The sequence below is a fragment of the Thalassotalea litorea genome (assembly GCF_043642205.1).
Classification (GTDB): Bacteria; Pseudomonadota; Gammaproteobacteria; order Enterobacterales; family Alteromonadaceae; genus Thalassotalea_A; species Thalassotalea_A litorea.
The window spans coordinates 1-18,242 of sequence record NZ_JBHZSG010000041.1; the positions used below are offsets into that span (position 1 = coordinate 1).

Consider the following 18,242-nt stretch of genomic DNA (forward strand, 5'->3'; position numbering starts at 1 on the left):
ATTTAATTCACCTAATACTGCTATGAACGGATCATAACATCCTCTAATTAGGTGGCCAAAATTACTATGCCACTACAACTAAACACAAAAACAAAAGCCACTTTTAGTAAGTGGCTTTTTTACGTTTTAAGGTTAAGGGCGGTAACTATTAATCGTTAACTGAACCCCATAGAGTATTTACGAGTGTAATTTATTAGAATTCAGCTCTTACTCCTAGTGAAAATCTACGGCCGTAATACGCGTAATTCGTTAATCTATTAGCGCTGCCCTGGTAACCTGCAGTGGCTTCTTCAGTTAAGTTTACTCCTTCTGCGAAGATTGAAATATTTTCAGTGATATCATAACTGGCACTAGCGTCCCATTGACCGTAAGCTGTATTCCAGTATGAATCAGTTTGGCTCGCGCCTGAGATTGTTTTGTCTCGCCAGTTATAAGAAGCTCGTAATTCTAAACCACCATACTCATAGAATAAGATGAAGTTTCCTGTGTCAGAAAAACCATCTATCCCTACACTATAAAACTCAGTAGTTACGTATGAATCGGCACTATCAACAAAGGTGTAGTTGATTTGCGTACCTAAACCGCTCAATGCGCCAGGTAGAAAATCAAAAATAAAGTTTGCAGCGACTTCAATTGAAGAAATGGTAATGTTCTCTAAATTATCGTCTTGGGAGGATATAAAGTTGTAACCATTAATTACTACCTTTTGAGTGGTATTAACGATAAAGTCGTCAATATCTTTCTTCATATATGTAATCCCCAAATATGAAGAATCATTGATATACCAGTTGGCAGCTAAATCTAAGCTAAGCGCAGTATAAGGTTTTAAATAGGGGTTACCACCAGATACGCCAAAATACATGATACCTTCGCCATCGGGATCGCTAGGTCTGGTATTGTAACCAGTATCTACTCCAATACGCCATAACTCAGGGCGCGTTATCGTTTCAGAAATAGATAAACGAATATCTGTATTATCAGTAGTTTCCAGTTTGAGGTTCATAGAAGGTAATACTTCGTCATAAGTCCGAACTACTTCTCGAGGGGACGGGTCAGTTGTTTCCATGATGCTTACGGTTGGATCATCAGGGTTGGGTGTAATGCTAATTATCTCTTCTCCCCAACCCGTTGAGGTTTGCTTTGTTTCAACGTAACGTACCCCCACATTACCAGACCACAGCATCGTACCTAGTTCACCTTCGAGATCTAATTGTACGTATGCACCAATATTGCGCTCTTTAACTCCTGGACTATTAGCAAGTTCCACCGCTGGAGTGTAATCTAGATTAGGGATGGGATTGCCATTTTCATCCACTCTTTGGTTATAGTATTCCCCATTTTTGATAAATTCGTCAGATTCATAATAAGCGCGTAATGCTTCGTTATCAGTTTGCAGCCAAGCCATAGGGAAGCTACCAGAAACACCACTTAAAAAGTCACTAGGTTTAATTATTGAGCCAATATGATCGGGAATATCATCACCAAAACCCGTTGATGTGCCATTATTTACTTCATCGGCGCTACGGATTCGAGTTCGTTGAAATTCTCTTTCGTTGCCAAATGCACCAGCCTTAACAGCAACTATTGGCCCTAGCTCTAGCGGTTTAAACCAGTCAACTTTTACGTCATTGATGGTATCTTCATTATCATCACCTTCAACAACCATAAAGTGATTTGCCAACAGAGAATTATCCGTTAGATAAGAAGGACTCGCTACATACTCGCCCGTAGGTATGCCATTTTCATCATAGGCAGGAAAAGTAATTGATGGAATCGTATCGCCCGGCCTAATTTCGAAAATGCTTGAACTTTCGGTGGTGTTTCTAAAACCACTTACGGCGAAGCTTTGGGTTCCACCTGCAGTGTTTTGCGATTTGGCATGGGATATATCAAAGGATAATAAAGCGCCATCGTCAAAGTACTTTTCAACGTTAAAGCCAAGCATATAAGTTTCAGTAGGTCTGTGACCGGTAGAATGAACCATTTCGGATGGTGCAGCATGACCGGCCCAATAAACCATGGTTCCTTCTTCGTCTATTTTGACGCTACCAGGACCAGCGTGGTTAGTGTTAATCCCACCCCAATAATGAGTAAAGGAGTTGTAACTGGAATATGTATCGTATTGTGAGTATAAACCGTCAACGGTAAAGGTAATGTCGTCGTTCGGGGCAAACTGAACAACTACCATGCCAGAGTTTCTATCTCTATCGACTTCTTCTACGCCATAATCAACATATGACGGCGTTAATGCTACTAGTTCTCTAGCCCCATTAGAATCTAAGTCAAATCTTACCTCGCCCCAACCTCCTGTGCCCATATAATCTGCGCGTGCTGTGCGTTGATGTGATGCGAATGAAGCAGATACACCGAAAGTGCCAGAATTATTTTTATAACTGGTTACCGCTGAGAATTGAGGGTCAGTTTCGCCCGACAACTCATCATGCATCGCTTTAACTGATGCAGCGCCTGTTATTCCTTCGTCCAAATTGAGTGGTTTTAAACTTCTTACGTTTATGACACCACCAATACCGCCATCATATAGCTCTGCTTTTGACGTTTTGAATACATCTACGCCTGATACCATTTCAGAAGCTAAAATGTCATAACTAAATGAGCGTGTGCCATCAGGGTTAGGCAAAACCCGGTTATTGAACGTAGTAACACTAAATTCAGGGCCTAAGCCCCTAACACTGACTTTACTACCTTCACCACCATTTCTATCTATGGATATACCAGTAACTCGTTGTAAAGATTCTGCAATATTAGTATCGGGAAACTTTCCTAAATCTTCAGCTTCGATAGTATCGATAATACTATCAGCCGCTTTTTTCGATAAAATGGATTTTTTGACGCTATCTGTATAGCCGTTGACTTCGATAACTTCTATATCATTGAGGTTTTCATCTGACGAATCTAATTGCTCTTGGGCTAGAGCGTTATTGATACAAATAGATAGAAAGCTTAAACAAAATAAGCGTTTAGAACTTTTTTTTATTGTTTTTGAGTAATTCATAAGTTTGCTCCTGTATGCCACCGACATGTATGGTCGGTGGCCACATTTTTATTCTTGTTGGGTAATTATTCGGGTTCTAATTACAGGTGCCGGTGTCATTGGGTAAAACGCTGGCTCGTCCTAGTAAGTAATCAAACGAGACATCATAGAATCCAGCTTGGTCGTTAATCTTTAAATCTGACGTACCATCACCACTTGCAGTCTTAGCCCAAACAATAGGAGCTGTTTGTTCTCCACCTTTAACAAAGCCTACGTCTAAACCATCCCAAGATGTTTGACCCAAAAACTTCATATCAACAGCGTCGCTAAACTCTAAACATTCGAGACCAAAGACATAGTCACCTTCTCCCTGGAAGTTGATGTTCATAGGTATGGCTGCGTCTGGATTCCAGTCTAGATCTGGGTAATCGACATAGCCTTTACCAACGATGAACATTTCATTGCGAATTGTTTCTGCGGATAAGTCGTATAACTCGTAGGTCAATGTTGAAGGCTCAAACCATACGGTATAATAACCCGGAGCTGGGGCTGGAATGCCATCGCTGTCACCAGAGTTTTCCATTGTGGTTGTGTCAACAGTGATATCAGCTAAACCATAATTGTCGCCATTCCAGCTTTGTTCGCTAACAAATTTATAGTCTCCGTAAGGTTTAAGCGCATCACCTGAATCTTCATTGGTAAAGCGGATGTCAATATAATACCAGCCCGGCCATTCATTCGATGGTGTTAACTCTACCGCCTGTGAAATGTCCCAGTCCCCTGGAGTTCCTGTGCCGACCATATAGATTGAGGTTGATTCTTTTATTAGGGTTGCTCTTCCTACTGCATAGTCGAAGATTAGTGTGTAAGTACCTGCTGCACCGTTATAGGTGATATATTGCCAGTCTTCCTGTACTGTCTCATGCCAATAAAATTCAGACGCACTAGCATTTAAGATATCAATTCCGCTAAAGCCAAACTGAACGGCAGTGTCAGCATCGGTAGAATTGACAAATTGCAGTTCAATAGCATCTGAAAAATCTAAACCTTGAATTCCAAATACATGTTCGCCCATATCGTTAAAGTTTTTGGTCAAAGGTATGGCGTCTGCAATGTCATAATATGAAGTGCTTTCATCCCACCAGTCGTGATCCGGGTATTGAGGGAAGCCTTTACCCCAAATGTACATAGTCTCTTGCGGAGTCACTGCGGATAAGTCAGTTTCAGTAACAGAGTACTCAAGCGACTCTAAGTTAAAGCGAATAGTGTAATAACCTGCAGCATCAACAGACATAGAACCGCCACTGCCTGAGTAGATGATATTGCCGTTATCGTCAGTCCCGTAATATTCATCCCAGTTTGCTGTTTGATCAACAAAGTTAAAGGTGCCTGCGTCTTGGAAGTGAACGGTCATTTCATACCAGCTATCAGCTTCTGGCTTCATTTCAGGCGCTTGGCTTAACTCCCAATCATTTATTTGAAATTCACCAGAAATCCAAATTTTTTGTACAGGATCAGCGACTTCTTCATCAGTGTCGCCCCAGATTTCAATCCAAGAAATTTGTGGATCGGCACTACCGTCGGTGTTACTTGCTGTACGTTGTACTGAAAGCTCTAAAACACCATCAGTGACCTCAATATCATCAAAGCGTTCATATGCGGCATCTGCAGGAATAAAAAAGCCTTCGCTAACAACATTTCCATCAAGTACGATATCAACGTGGCGAGTACCTTCAGCATCCCAAGGATCGTCAAAACCAATGACGACCGTATAACTGCCTTGATCTAACTCAAATGCATATTCAACACCAAGGCCAGGAGTGTCGCGTTCATCACCTCGAATACTTCCCCATTTATCAGCATCAGCATAATATTGTGCGGCTTCTGCGGTATATCCCCATGAGTACCCGGTGGTTATATCTGGACCGTAAGCTTGATCTTCGTTGCTACTGCGCGTTCCAAATGTTTCTAGAACTTCCAGTTTTCCGGGAGTTCCGTCGCCAGCATCTACATAGTAAATTACTTTGAAACCTTCAGGTGCGCGTGGCGGCTCTTCATAAACGTTTGACGCATTCTCTGATGTCAAAGAAGACGGATCATAGTCTATAGATACGTCTTCAGCGCCTTCTCCGCAGGCTGTCAACGCGAGAATGGATAGGATAATCCATGGATATTTTATAATCGTTTTTTTCATGTTGTTATCTCAAATTATTAAATCACCCCGATTTTGTATGCCCACTAAAACTGCTTTATGCCTTATCCGATGTCAATCAAGGGCAAAGGTCTTTAAATTCAAAAAAGTGATGTTTAGCTGGTGCTTTATATTGGTATGAAAAAGCGCAAGGCTATGTATGGCGATGACTACAGGGGAGTTTAGGGGAGAGGTGTAAGAGCCGAAATCGGAGATAAATTTAATTGGTGATATTTTCTCATCAATTGTTGAGTTTTTTTTGATATTCAAGAGGAAAATTTCTTTAGTAACATATGACGTTAAATGATAGGTACAGATTATAAATTAAGTGTTTTTTAATGATTACGGCTTGGCTAATTCGAGGGATAGCAACATGAAACAATTAAATATAACTAAACGTAAAAGGTTAGTTGTGCTGTTTGGATGTTTGGGTATGCATTTCCTATCTAATGCCGAAACGAAGTTAACCATTGAATACGGCACGGAATTCCAAACGATTGATAATTTTGGAGCATCAGATGCATGGATTATCAATCCTCTGATTAGCAAATGGCAAAGACAAGGTAAAGAAGAGGATATCGAAAAATTAGCAAACCTATTATTTTCTGAGGAGTCAGGAATAGGATTGTCTGGTTGGCGTTTTAATATAGGAGCGGGAAGTAGCGAACAGGGAGCTAATAGCCTGATAGGTTTAGATAATCTAAATAAAGATTATCGTAGGGCCGAATTATTGCAGCCTGATTCGGGGGCAGATATTGAACCAGAAAAACAATCAGGCCAGATACGATTCTTACAGGAAGCATACCACCGTGGTGTCTCAGACTTCGTCGCATTCTCTAATAGTCCCCCTGTATGGGCAACAAAAAATGGCTTAGCTCATCCCAATGACGGAAGTGGTATAGGTTCAACCAATTTAGACCCCGATAAAGTGATGCAATATGCTGAATTTTTAGTCGATGTGCTTGAGTACTTGCGGGGCGATATTGTTGGCGTGCCTGTAAATTATATTAGCCCTGTAAATGAACCAAGTTGGGAGTGGCAGGGCAAATCACAAGAAGGCAATCGTTACAACAACGAAGATTTAATTACTGTATACAGCGAGCTTTATAATGCTTTGCAACGAGCAGGTTTAAACCACCAAGTAGAGATTGATGCTGGTGAAGTTGCTGAATATACCGCAGCCCTTAGCGATAGTCGCTATCGCGATTTTAGTAACAGCCATAGTAACTATAGCGGGGGCATGAATAGCAAAGGGCTTGGTCTTTATCGTAACTATATTGATGAATTGCTAGGCGATGAGGGGTTGCGTGAAAAGCTAGGTAATAAGATCTCACTTCACGGTTATTTCTCCGATATTTGGGCTGATCGTATGGGTGAATTAAGAGATCTTGTTCATGAAAATGTAACGGCTGTATCCCCAGAAGCGAAAATATGGATGAGTGAATTTTCCATTTTAGGTGGTACTGGTGATGCGCGTAATTTTGACGGCAATGGATGGGATGTCAACGATATCGACTATGCGTTGCACGTGGCTAAAGTACTTCACAGAGATTTAACACGTTTAAATGCGAGTGCATGGCATTGGTGGCTCGGGGTAACTGCTTATAACTACAAAGATGGTTTAATTAAAGTTAATAGCGAACTCGATGCGGAATCTTTGCAAACATCTAAAGTGCTGTGGACTTTGGGGCATTACAGCCGATTCATTCGCCCGGGCTACGTCCGTATAGGTCTAGACCGAGTCGACAACCTGAATGGTTTGATGGCGTCAGCCTATAAAAGTGATAGTGATGAAAGAATTGTAGTTGTTCTGGCAAATGCAAGTGGCGCTGCGCAAGATATTTCTTTTGAAATGTTGGGTTTGCCACAAGATAAAGTGGTTAGCTCATTCGTACCGTATCTCACGAATAACGCTGAAGACTTGAGTATGCTGGTCAGTGAGCAACTAGTGGATGGGTATACTGTACCTGCCAAATCAATTGTGACCTTAGTGGCGGATTTAACCGATGTTTCTTCATCACCTCATCCAAGTTTTATCCAAAATCGCGTGAAGGTGGCAGAAGGAGGCGTTGTCAGTTTTTCTAGCACGACAACTAACGCGCCGGATAGTTTATTGTGGTCATTTCCGGGAGGTTCTCCTGAAGCGAGCAACTTGACGTCTCCGGAAATCACCTATGCGAGAGCAGGAAGTTATGACGTTGAACTAACTGCTACGAACAACTTTGGCTCAGACACCTATATTCAAACGCAGGCGGTAACCGTTTTAGCTGAACAAGAATGTGAATCTGACGGATACCTCAATCTTGAGACGTGGATGAATATTGTTGAGACAGGTGATTACAGCCAAGACTCATCACCTTCAAGCATCCCGTTCAGCGAACCTGCGACAGAAACAACGATTAGTGTTTTTGAGATAGAAGCTGATACGGGGGATAACTATGGTACACGAATTCGAGGCTATGTATGTGCTCCGGCAAGTGGTGAGTACAAGTTCTGGATTGCGTCGGACAACCAAGGTGAATTGTGGTTAAGTACGGATGAAGATCCGGCAAATAAGCAAAAAATTGCTTACAGCAGCGATTGGAACAACTTTCGAGAGTGGGATAAGTACGAATCTCAGCAATCGGAAGCTATTTATTTAATCGCTGGTCAAAAATATTATGTTGAAACCTTGCACAAAGAGCATAACGGTGGGGATAACCTCTCAGTAGGCTGGCAACTACCTGATGGTGCATTAGAGAGACCTATTACAGCAACCCATTTATCACGTTTCGTTATTGACGATAACTCCAATACAGATCCTGACCCAGAGCCTACGCCCGAAACTAATAAATCTGATGACTCAGGTGCGTCCTGGTCACTTTTATATCTATTAGCATGTGTAAGGCTGTTTATCCCAAAAAAGAGAAATAACAATTAGAGACATTAGTAAATGAAATTAATTAATTTAAATCGCTTGTTGTTTGTATTGGCAGTGACATCGTTTACTAGTGTTGCTGTCGAAGAGTGGCGCAATCCAGAAATATTTAGAATTAACAAAGAGCCTGCTCGGAGTTTTTTTTATTCTTTAAACAATGAACAGGCGCTGGCTTCTGAATTGCCATGGCAACAAAGTAATCACTTATTACTAAATGGTGACTGGAAATTTAACTGGGTAGATCATCCAAGCAAACGTCCACAAAATTTTTTTCAAACAGATTATGATGACAGCAACTGGGGGATGTTCCCTGTTCCAGCAAATTGGGAATTAAATGGCTATGGCATACCGTTTTATCACAGTCATGCCTGCTTTGATGATGACTTAGTGTTAACTGAAAAGGGCGTAGACTACAATCCGGTTGGTTCGTACCGAAAAGCATTTGATGTGCCAGAAAGCTGGAACGGCCAACAAGTATTCATTCACTTTGGCGCAGTTAAATCAGCGTTCTATATCTGGGTCAATGGCAAAAAAGTGGGGTATTCACAAGATTCAAAGACTGAGGCAGCCTTTGATATAACTAAGTACATCCAGCCTGGTGAAAATTTGTTATCTCTGGAAGTTTATCGTTATTCCGATGGCTCTTATTTTGAGTGTCAGGATATGTGGCGAGTAAGCGGTATCGAACGAGATGTATATGTTTACACTACACCTAAAGTGGCGGTTCGAGATTTTCATGCCTATACCACGTTGGATGAAAGCTACACCAACGGCATACTGACGTTTGATGCGGAAATTGATAATCGCGGTCAGCAACGCTCCAGTGAACAAAACCTTAAAGTAGAAGTATTAGATGATAGCCAGCAGGTTATCTTTACTAAATTATTAAAAGTAAAAGCACTAAATTCAGCAGAAAAAACTAAGGTTAGCTTTAGCGCAACATTTGATGCGCCTAAGCTGTGGAGCGCAGAACAGCCTAATTTATATGATATTCGTTTAACTCTGTTAGATAAAAAGCAGCAGGGTAGTCAGTATATTAGTCGTCATTTTGGTTTTCGCTCTACTGAATACAAAAATGGAAACTTCTTAGTCAACGGCAAACCAGTGTTATTTAAAGGGGTTAATCGTCATGAACATGACCCTAAATCTGGCCATGTTGTCTCCCGAGAATCTATGGAAGAAGACGTTAGGTTGATGAAAGAGTTTAACATCAACGCCGTGCGTATGGCGCATTATCCGCAAAACCAATATATCTACGATTTAGCGGATAAATACGGCTTGTATGTAATGGACGAAGCCAATACTGAATCCCATGGTTTAGGGGCATCTAACCAGGGAAGTTCGTATGATCCTGATAAACATATTGTTAACAAGCCCGAGTGGAAAGCAGCATACATTGACCGCGTTTCTAATATGTATGAGCGTAGCAAAAACAACCCCTCAGTCATTATTCGTTCGTTAGGGAATGAATCAGGCGATGGTCCCAACTTGGAAGCAACTTACGATTGGCTCAAAGCACAAGAAGAGTCACCCGTAATGTCAGAACAGGCACAACTGCGCCGTCATACCGATGCTTACGGTCAAATGTATGCACCATTGCCTGATATTATTCGTTATGCAGAAACCGCGCATGATGATCGTCCGGTTATTTTAATTGAATATGAACATGCGATGGGCAACTCGCTGGGGAATTTTCAGGAATACTGGGACGCCTTTGAAAAGTACGACAGCTTGCAAGGAGGCTTCGTGTGGGATTGGATTGATCAAACTATCGAGCAAACGACAGATGACGGCATAGTTTTCCAAGCTTACGGTGGTGATTTAGAACCAGCAGGTACACCTAACAGCGATAGTTTTTGTGCCAACGGCTTAGTATTTGCCGATCGCTCTCCTTACCCTTATTTGTGGGAAGTAAAACAAGTACAACAAAATATTAGTGTTGAAGCTGTCGACTTAAACCAAGGCAAAATAAAGGTTATTAATAAACACTATTTTAAAGACTTAACTGATTATCAATTATCTTGGCGCTTGTTAGAAAACGGCAAGCAAGTTGAACAAGGTAAGATAGGTAGCTTATCTGCCAAAGCAGGTGAGTTTGAACTGCACAGCTTAGCGATTAAAACTTCGCGTAAATCAGGGCATGAATATTTCTTAAACCTTGATGTTAGCTTAAAAACACAAGACGGCTTATTAGCCAGAGGCCATATTGTTGCTCAAGAGCAGTTAGCGTTTGACGCGGTGAATGTAGCTGTAACTAAAGCTAACCAACAACTATTAAAGATAAACCAGCAAATTAAGCAAACGCAATTTAGTGGTGACGGCTTTTCGATAAGCATCAACAATACATCTGGATTAATTTCATCGATTAATTATCAAGGCACTGAGTTCCTAAAAGCACAAGCGCGCCCTGAGTTCTGGCGAGCGCCGGTTTATAACGACCTAGAAATTGCAAGTTATGAAAGTAGCTTCGCCGTTTGGCAGCAACTAGGCCGTAATAGCAAATTAACCAGTATGGTGGTTAAACAGGTGTCTGACTCTTATGCCAAGGTTGATGTTGAGCTGGCGCTTGAAGCGGTAGAGAGCCGTTATTTACTGACCTACCATATTTATGGCAATGGTGAAGTTCAAGTTGATAACTGGTTCTATGCTGCACCGCATAAGAAATATGGTGAACTGCCGCGCATCGGTAATATGTTCGAATTAGATAGCCAATTTGAGCACATTAACTACTATGGCCGTGGTCCACATGAAAACTATGATGACAGAAAGTCATCTGCGTTTGTTGGTTTTTACGAAACGGATGTTGATGGTATGTACGTACCTTACGTGCGTCCATCTGAAAATGGTTACCGCACCGATGTTCGTCATGTCTCTTTTATCAATAAACACGGTAAGGGCATTACTTTTACTGGTGTCGATAAAGAGGGAAGTAAGCGAAAAGGCGTAATAGGTTTTGGTGCGGAGTTTTATGCGACTGACGATTACGATGCATCAAAGCAAGATCATGTTAGACGTAACTTACATCCGCATGAGCTAACGAAAAAAGATCGAATTTTTGTCAATATCGACTACCGCCAGCGTGGTGTTGGTGGAACAGATTCTTGGGGTTCTGCGCCACTACCTAACTATATTTTACCTTGGTTAGATTATCGCTTTTCATTTGCATTTAAGCCTTTTAAGTAATGGCCGTGTTGAAGTGGGATCTAATAAGAAAACTATTGAATGGGTTAGTTTTAAGCACGCTATTTACGAGCTACTCTCATTCAACACCTAAGGTAGAAAAGTGGCTTTTATGGCAAAGCCAAACGCCACCGTATTATAAAAGTAATGATCTGGTAGAGCATGAAAAACAGTTGTGGGGCACGACTGTAGTAACGGACGTGACCCAGGCTGAAATGACCGTATTTCCTGCACAAGGAAATAATACAGGGGTTGCTGTTGTCATACTTCCCGGTGGTGGATACGAAGTGGAAGCCATTTATCACGAAGGGTTCGATGTTGCTAAGGTGCTGGCTCATAAAGGGATTACTGCTGCAGTATTGAAATATCGTTTGCCCAACCCAAAGTCATCAAACTCGCCTGAGCTAGTACCCATTACCGATGTTCGCAAGGCGTTAAGCTTTCTGCGAGAGCAGGCTCCTCGATTCGATATTAATCCAGGTAAAGTCGGCGTATTGGGTTTTTCTGCAGGCAGTCATTTGGCAACTGTTGCTAGCGTACATTTGTCCGAAAATAGCCAAGAAAACCCCAACTTTTCAATGCTGATTTACGGGGTAACTAAGTTAAACAAAGAAAACCAACAATGGTTACAAGATACGCTTTATCACAGGCCTCTTACTGCACAAGAAGTTAGCTATAACACCTTATTGAATCATGTGGATGTTAATATCCCTCCCGCTTTTTTAGTGCATGCGATGGATGATGATACTTGCCATTACACTGAATCAACCTCATATGCCGAAGCGTTACAAAAGAACCGTGTGCCTACAGAGTTGCATTTATTTGCGACAGGAAGTCACGGCTTTGGCACTGGACATGAAGAGCATGGCACCGATCAATGGCTTACATTGGCGGTCAACTGGTTGACTAGGTTAACTATTCATTAGCGTGATGTTGATAGCGCATAGCTGTAACGTAGATTTTATCTAGATCATTTGATTATTATGCTCTGGTTTTCTATCGCAGACGGGGAGCGAAATTCGTTTTTCTAAGCAGATAGATTTGAAAAAAGAACTAGCTGAATATTGCCCAATGAGTGTAATTCTTAACACTTATGTTTAACGCAGGAAATGAATAGACAGGTCGGTAAACATAGTTTCACCGACCTGGATAATGGTAACGTTTTATAAATTAATTGATTGTTCTGACGAGCAAACGCTACTGTTTTGTTCACAAACCTGGTAGGTATAAGTACCACTAATCATGCCTGTAGAGACATCCTTATAACTACCATTGTTAGCGGTTGTCCAGAGAAATTCGCCATTGCGGTAAATATCGACGTTAGAGCCTGTTGCATTTGTCCAAGAAAGGTTTACGACTAAACGGCCTTTTCTGTTGAGCGAGCCTGATGTAATTTCCATCGTAATATCGCTACCCGATGCTTGAGCTACGTCTACTTGCTGGCTACTGATACTACTCGCACCATCGTCATCGGTTACTGTTAACTCAACCGTATAAATACCATTAGCTGCGTAGTTGTGAACTGGATGTTGGCTAACAGATGTATTTCCATCACCAAAATCCCAACTATAGCCCACTATACTGCCGTCTGAGTCTGAGCTGGTATCTGTAAAGCTGGCGGTTAATTCGTTTGTATCAACAGTAAAACTGGCTGTAGGCGCTTGGTTTGTTGGTGGTTGTCCTGCTCCAACGGTAAGTTGTACATCGTCAAACTCTACAGAGCCCTGAGTTGCAAAAATATAGTTAAATAGCATCCAGACACCCGCCTCAGCGGTAAAGGTATGGCTATATTCTTGCCAGTCTGTCGTTACATCGAAAGTTTTAATTGCATAGGGCCAAGGGCTGCCATCTTCAATTTTGTGTGTCCACATAGCTTGACCTTGGAAGTGCGTTTCAAACTTTGCCTGGGCGCCGGGAGCCGTACCTCTGACTTTAGCGGTAATAGTATATGTCTCTCCACCTTGAGTCGCACCACGGAGTAAGTCACCGGTTGCATCGGTCGCTTGATGAACTCCACGAGCTTGAGTGTCAGCCGTCAGGCGAACATAGTAGTTACCATCAGCTGCTCCGGCAGGGTCGTAAACTCGTTCAACGCCAGGATCATCAAAATAACGCCAACCGAAGCTGCCAAATGGCGCAACGTACTCGAAACTACCGTTAGCAACGTTGCCATTTTTCGTGTAGGCATCCGCGATGTCATTGGTATTTTGGATAGACCAAGCGGGGTTTAGTGACGCAATATGTTCCGCTAACATATGAGCTTGGCCACTGTGATCCCACATAGAACCGTGGAACTGTTCCCACATCCAGGGATATTTCACGGCAGTTAAATTACCACCGACTTCAGCCACTACTTCATGACTGTAATTGGCAGGTTCGTCAAGATTCCAGCCATAAGCATTCCACAAAACAATATGCGGGTTATCACCATATACCGTGCGTAAATCAGCGATTACCTTTTTATAACGATTTTTTATTTCCTCCTTTCCGGCGCCCACGTCATTAGCACCGGCATTGACAACAATGACATGCGGGTTAAAACCACTTCGATAGTTAATATCTTGATCTTTGTAATTTTGTGAAAAGATAAAGGATTGTACGTCGTTGTCACCATTAGCATCTAGCGTTGCGCCGCCAACTGCTTGCAAGTTCATTTCGGCATTTAACATACGTGTAACCATTGCCGGATACGCGTAATACCCACCTGATTCGCCTTGATCTTGCTCACTATAGTTAGAGGTGCCATCCATATTGGAATCACCTAAAAACTCAATTCTAAGAGTAGGCCTAGGTGGTGGGGCAAGCAATGAGCCATCAATATTAATGCCGTATATGGTGCTGGCTGAGGTATATGCATAGGTGGTTTCTTTAAACAGCTCTATGGTATGTTCGCCCGCAGGGAGGTTATTTGCTAATGTGTAGGTACTTCGTCCACGTGGCATAAAAATGCGATCAGGGCTAGGCACACCGTCAATAATTACACGGTATTGTTCCTGCCACTGATTGCCGTATGGACTGCGGGCACCAGCATCAATATCTATTGAGGCACTCGTGCCACTAAAGCGAAAAACTAGCTTGGAACCATGCCAGGTTACTTTAGGTGTGGATGGGTTATCAAAGTTCCAGCGCCCTGTGTATTGGATGTTGGGATCTGCAGGATCTATGACCTCCGCATTAGCCAGTGGTGTGAGCGCGCATAAAAGCGTCAGTACTACACCTTTATTAATATTCGTCATTTTCATATTTCCCCAGTTTGGTTTGTCTTAGTTTTATTAATATTTATAAACAGGATTATATGAATATCACGTGTTATGTATGTCTATGCAATGCAGATCGGTATGTTTTAACTTGATGATTTTTAAATCTTTGTTGAGTAAATTTTAACGTTAGATAACCACGTATATGCAATGGTTAGTTCAGGATTTGAAATGGTTAGGGAATTATTGGTAGCTCAATATAAGATGCTTTGTCTCCACCGTGAAAAACACTATTGACTGCGTTTACAAAGGTTGTGCCTAAGTGGTTAGGTTGACCAGTATTTAGATTACGTTCAAACCGAGGAAAGTTCGAGCTGCTAATTTCTACACGAATTCGATGTCCCTCAGCAAAGTAGTTACTACTGGCATTTAAGTCGACTTGAATCTCATATATTTGATTGGGTGTAATTAAAGACGGCTCACGTAAAGAGTTCCTGTAACGCATACGGGTAATGCCTTCTTGAATATTATATGCCGTACCATCTGGATATACGTCCACTAACTTTACCGTAAAATCGGTGTCGGTAGTTGATGAGCTGACATAAATGTTTGCTTTGATTAACCCTGTCATTTCAATTCCCTGTTTAAGTGGGACTGAAGTATAGACAAGCACATCTTGTCGCAATTCTATGGTTGACTGGTCATAGCCACCAGCTTCGGTGTCAGTACCCGTGCAACAAGTATGTCCACCGAGAGAAGGTACAGGATTTTCAGGTGTATAGATAAATTGATCTTGAGCAACAGAGCTTTTAGGAGATGTCACTAATCGGCCTCCACCTAATCGCGAGTTGGCTTCGGAAGTATGACTTAAGAACCACTTCTGATACTGTGTATTTTTTATTGGCCATTCGTTAGCTGTGCGCCATTCATCGGCACCTAACACATAGTAAGTAAGGAAAGGGCGCTGTGTGGCACTATTTTCCTGACCTTTAAGCCAATAATTGAACCAATCGAGCTGAATTTGATGATAAGGTTGCGCGGTATTTGCAAGCGGTCTGTTGCCAGCAGTTAACTCGTCATCTTTTTGCGGGAAATTACAATGGGTACCAGGTCCAATAATGACATACTGATGCTGGGTGTTTTTGTTTTGGGCTGACTGACGAAATTGTTCGGCCATCATTAACGTTTCGCGAGCGCCATAATCATACCAAGTATCAAAAAATAGATTGGGTACGGACACTGTGTCATCTTGCTTTACTAAATCCATATTCCGAAAATATACGTCGTCGGGAGAACGATTTCGCCACAATTGGTAATCACTAGGGTATGCGTGGCTTTTAGCAAGCAAATCAATCGTTGGTAATGACTTTAAGTTCGCTAAATATTTTTTGAAATCATAGTCCGGTAGCATCCTAAAATGCTTTGCTTGTGGTGAATTGAACCAATGGCTTCGGGCCTGGCCAGTTAAATTTGGACCATAAAAAATGATTGAGCCGTTGCTGGCAAACCAACCAGCAGTTTGGGCTAATTCAAACGCACCACCGCTAAAAGACTGCCACGCTCGACCTGGTCGATAATAACCAGATGCGGGTGACTGCGGTTGGCCGACAACTAACGCTGGATGTTTTGTGGTTTCGAGAACCACTTGCGCCTCGCCCAAATAGGAGCAGCCACTTAGACCAACTTTACCATTAGACCAAGGTTGAGCAACAATCCAATCTAATGTATCTATTCCATCTTCTCTTCGGCCATAACCGACTTTATAGTGGCCTTCTGACTCAAATCTTCCCCGGATATCTTGTATAACAACAATATATCCTTGTTCAACGAGTTGTCGCCAAACGGGATTCCAATCAAAGGTTTTATTTTTGTTGTAGACTGTTCTGATCAAAATTGTTGGTCTAGGTGTCGTTGAATCTCCTTTAAAATAAACGTCAGTCGAGAGATGAATGCCATCACGCATTTTTACCATTTGACTCTTCAACATTTCAATCGCCAATAGTTGGCTACTAAAAATACTGAGAAAAATTAAACTGAAGAAGTAATTAAAAATTCGAGTCGTCATTTTTAAAGCTCTCAGATGACGAATAATCGGCTTGCAACATTTTTACCAACGAATAAGCGAGAAATGCACTGACAACGAGTAAAGGCAGAGAAACGACAATGGTTGTTGATAAAATCACTTTTAATCCGCCATCAATATACATGAGAGCAACAGGCACAATACCCAGAGCGCAAGCCCAAAAAAGTCGATTCCATCGATTCGGGTTTTGTCCTTCTTTCAATTTTGCGGTAGTTACTGAAGCCAAGGTATAAGAGGCTGAGTCATATGTGGTAACTAGAAAAACGACAGAAACAATCGCAAACAATAGTAAGGCGAATTGACCTAAAGGTAGCGCGAGAATAATTTTTGATATGGCTGTGGCTTCACCTGATGTGGCTATAAGGGCATTAATATTGAGCGTATTCGAAAGCTGTAAATCGATTGCGTAGTTGCCAAAGACAATAAAAAATAACCAAGCTCCCAAGCTACCGAAGCATAACATACCTAATATTAACTGCTTAATGGTGCGACCTTTTGAAATCCGGGTTACAAATAAGCCAACAAATGGGCCATAGGCAACCCACCATGCCCAGTAAAAAACTGTCCAACTTTCAACAAAACCACTATTGCTTACAGGATCAGTCCACAAGCTCATCTCAAAAAAGTGTTGAATGATTAAACCTATGCTATTCGTTCCTGATTTAAGAATATAGAGACTTGGACCTGCAACTAACACAAATAATAGAAGGGAAAATGTCGCTATTAAATTTAGCTCTGATAAGCGTTTAAAGCCTTTATCTAACCCTAAAAAAGCGCTGCTACCAAAGATTACTATGCAAAATAGGACCACGGCAATCTCTAATACTAAGTCGTGGCTTACACCTAAAATTTCCGCAATACTCGCTGCAATCATTGGGGTCGATAGACCTAAAGAGGTACCCGCACCACCGATTAAACTTAACATATAAAGAAAGTCGACAATGCGTCCTTTCCGGCCACCAGCATTGTTGGCTTCTGCACTCGAATAAAAGTGACCGCAACCTGTACTTAGTCTTAGAAACGGAATTTTACGAACGTAAAATGGGTAGGCGATTGCAACTGCCGGTAAGCAGTATATTGCCCAAGCACTGACCCCCCAATGAAACAAAGGGTAAGTCGTTGCCCATTCTTTAGCTGCATTGCTGCCTTGGGCTATACCTAACGGCGGAGTTTTTAAATAATATGACCATTCAATGACTGCCCAATATAAAAGTCCAGCTCCGACACCAGCACAGAAAATCATGGTTATCCAGGCGAGTGTACTGTACTCAGGGGTTTCATCTTGGCAATAAGCGAGTTTAATTGAACCGTATTTGCTAAACGCCAACCATAGTAAAAAAATTAAAGCCAATAAGGCATACCATTGATAAATCCAACCAAAATGGCTGGTAATGCTATCATAGAGGGAGGTTATAAAGCTGCCTGAACTCTCATTAAAAAACACGATGGGAAAAGTTATACCAATGATAACCATCAGTGTGGTAATAAACATTGGCCGATCTATTTGACTACCGCTCATTAATAAATCCTTTGGTATTTTTATTATCCTTAAAAACGTCGCAGTCTTATTGCGGTGCAAATACTGGTACTCTTCTCGGAGGGTTTATTTAATTTACTTACGTAAATCAAAGACTATCAATTAAGTCGTATTAAATAAAAAGAAAATGGTAGTTTAAGAACAG

The 18,242-nt window shown here is 41.7% G+C and carries 8 protein-coding genes; 3 read left to right on the forward strand and 5 right to left on the reverse strand.

The window, feature by feature from the left end; translation table 11 throughout:
• Positions 1 to 193: 193 nt before the first annotated feature.
• Both ACHUFQ_RS14220 and ACHUFQ_RS14225 read right to left on the reverse strand, forming a co-directional pair.
• Positions 194 to 3,013 (reverse strand): TonB-dependent receptor, encoded by a 2,820-nt coding sequence (locus ACHUFQ_RS14220; protein WP_394176509.1) that lies wholly within the window; start codon positions 3,011 to 3,013, stop codon positions 194 to 196.
• Positions 3,014 to 3,089: 76 nt separating this feature from the next.
• Positions 3,090 to 5,186: a hypothetical protein gene (locus ACHUFQ_RS14225; protein WP_394176510.1), complete on the reverse strand. Its 2,097-nt coding sequence runs from the start codon at positions 5,184 to 5,186 to the stop codon at positions 3,090 to 3,092.
• A 370-nt stretch (positions 5,187 to 5,556) separates the two neighbouring features.
• Between ACHUFQ_RS14225 and ACHUFQ_RS14230 the strand changes: the two genes are divergently transcribed.
• The 3 genes from ACHUFQ_RS14230 to ACHUFQ_RS14240 are packed head-to-tail and all read left to right on the forward strand — an operon-like array spanning position 5,557 to position 12,206.
• On the forward strand, positions 5,557 to 8,103 hold the full coding sequence (locus tag ACHUFQ_RS14230; RefSeq protein ID WP_394176511.1) for a glycoside hydrolase: 2,547 nt from the start codon (positions 5,557 to 5,559) through the stop codon (positions 8,101 to 8,103).
• A gap of 12 nt (positions 8,104 to 8,115) precedes the next feature.
• Entirely contained in the window at positions 8,116 to 11,283 is a 3,168-nt protein-coding gene (locus ACHUFQ_RS14235) for a glycoside hydrolase family 2 TIM barrel-domain containing protein (protein ID WP_394176512.1), read from the forward strand.
• A 35-nt stretch (positions 11,284 to 11,318) separates the two neighbouring features.
• On the forward strand, positions 11,319 to 12,206 hold the full coding sequence (locus ACHUFQ_RS14240) for an alpha/beta hydrolase (protein WP_394176513.1): 888 nt from the start codon (positions 11,319 to 11,321) through the stop codon (positions 12,204 to 12,206).
• Between the two features lie 237 nt (positions 12,207 to 12,443).
• Here ACHUFQ_RS14240 and ACHUFQ_RS14245 read toward each other — a convergent pair whose 3' ends face one another.
• The 3 genes from ACHUFQ_RS14245 to ACHUFQ_RS14255 all read right to left on the reverse strand — a co-directional run bounded on the left by ACHUFQ_RS14245 (position 12,444) and on the right by ACHUFQ_RS14255 (position 18,079).
• Positions 12,444 to 14,516, reverse strand: a complete 2,073-nt coding sequence (locus ACHUFQ_RS14245; RefSeq protein WP_394176514.1) for a PKD domain-containing protein — start codon at positions 14,514 to 14,516, stop codon at positions 12,444 to 12,446.
• 196 nt (positions 14,517 to 14,712) lie between these two features.
• The gene (locus ACHUFQ_RS14250; RefSeq protein ID WP_394176515.1) at positions 14,713 to 16,542 is read right to left on the reverse strand and encodes a CocE/NonD family hydrolase; all 1,830 of its coding nucleotides are present in this window, start codon (positions 16,540 to 16,542) and stop codon (positions 14,713 to 14,715) included.
• A complete protein-coding gene (locus ACHUFQ_RS14255) occupies positions 16,523 to 18,079 on the reverse strand; it encodes a BCCT family transporter (protein WP_394176516.1) in 1,557 nt (518 codons plus the stop codon). Before ACHUFQ_RS14255 ends, ACHUFQ_RS14250 begins: the two co-directional genes overlap by 20 nt.
• Positions 18,080 to 18,242: the final 163 nt, after the last annotated feature.

Excerpts from the sequence above, each read along its gene's own strand:
- ACHUFQ_RS14225 (WP_394176510.1), bottom strand. The coding sequence starts at position 5,186 with ATGAAAAAAACGATTATAAAATATCCATGGATTATCCTATCCATTCTC.
- ACHUFQ_RS14250 (WP_394176515.1), bottom strand. The coding sequence starts at position 16,542 with ATGACGACTCGAATTTTTAATTACTTCTTCAGTTTAATTTTTCTCAGT.
- ACHUFQ_RS14230 (WP_394176511.1), top strand. The coding sequence starts at position 5,557 with ATGAAACAATTAAATATAACTAAACGTAAAAGGTTAGTTGTGCTGTTT.
- ACHUFQ_RS14220 (WP_394176509.1), bottom strand. The coding sequence starts at position 3,013 with ATGAATTACTCAAAAACAATAAAAAAAAGTTCTAAACGCTTATTTTGT.
- ACHUFQ_RS14255 (WP_394176516.1), bottom strand. The coding sequence starts at position 18,079 with ATGAGCGGTAGTCAAATAGATCGGCCAATGTTTATTACCACACTGATG.
- ACHUFQ_RS14235 (WP_394176512.1), top strand. The coding sequence starts at position 8,116 with ATGAAATTAATTAATTTAAATCGCTTGTTGTTTGTATTGGCAGTGACA.
- ACHUFQ_RS14245 (WP_394176514.1), bottom strand. The coding sequence starts at position 14,516 with ATGACGAATATTAATAAAGGTGTAGTACTGACGCTTTTATGCGCGCTC.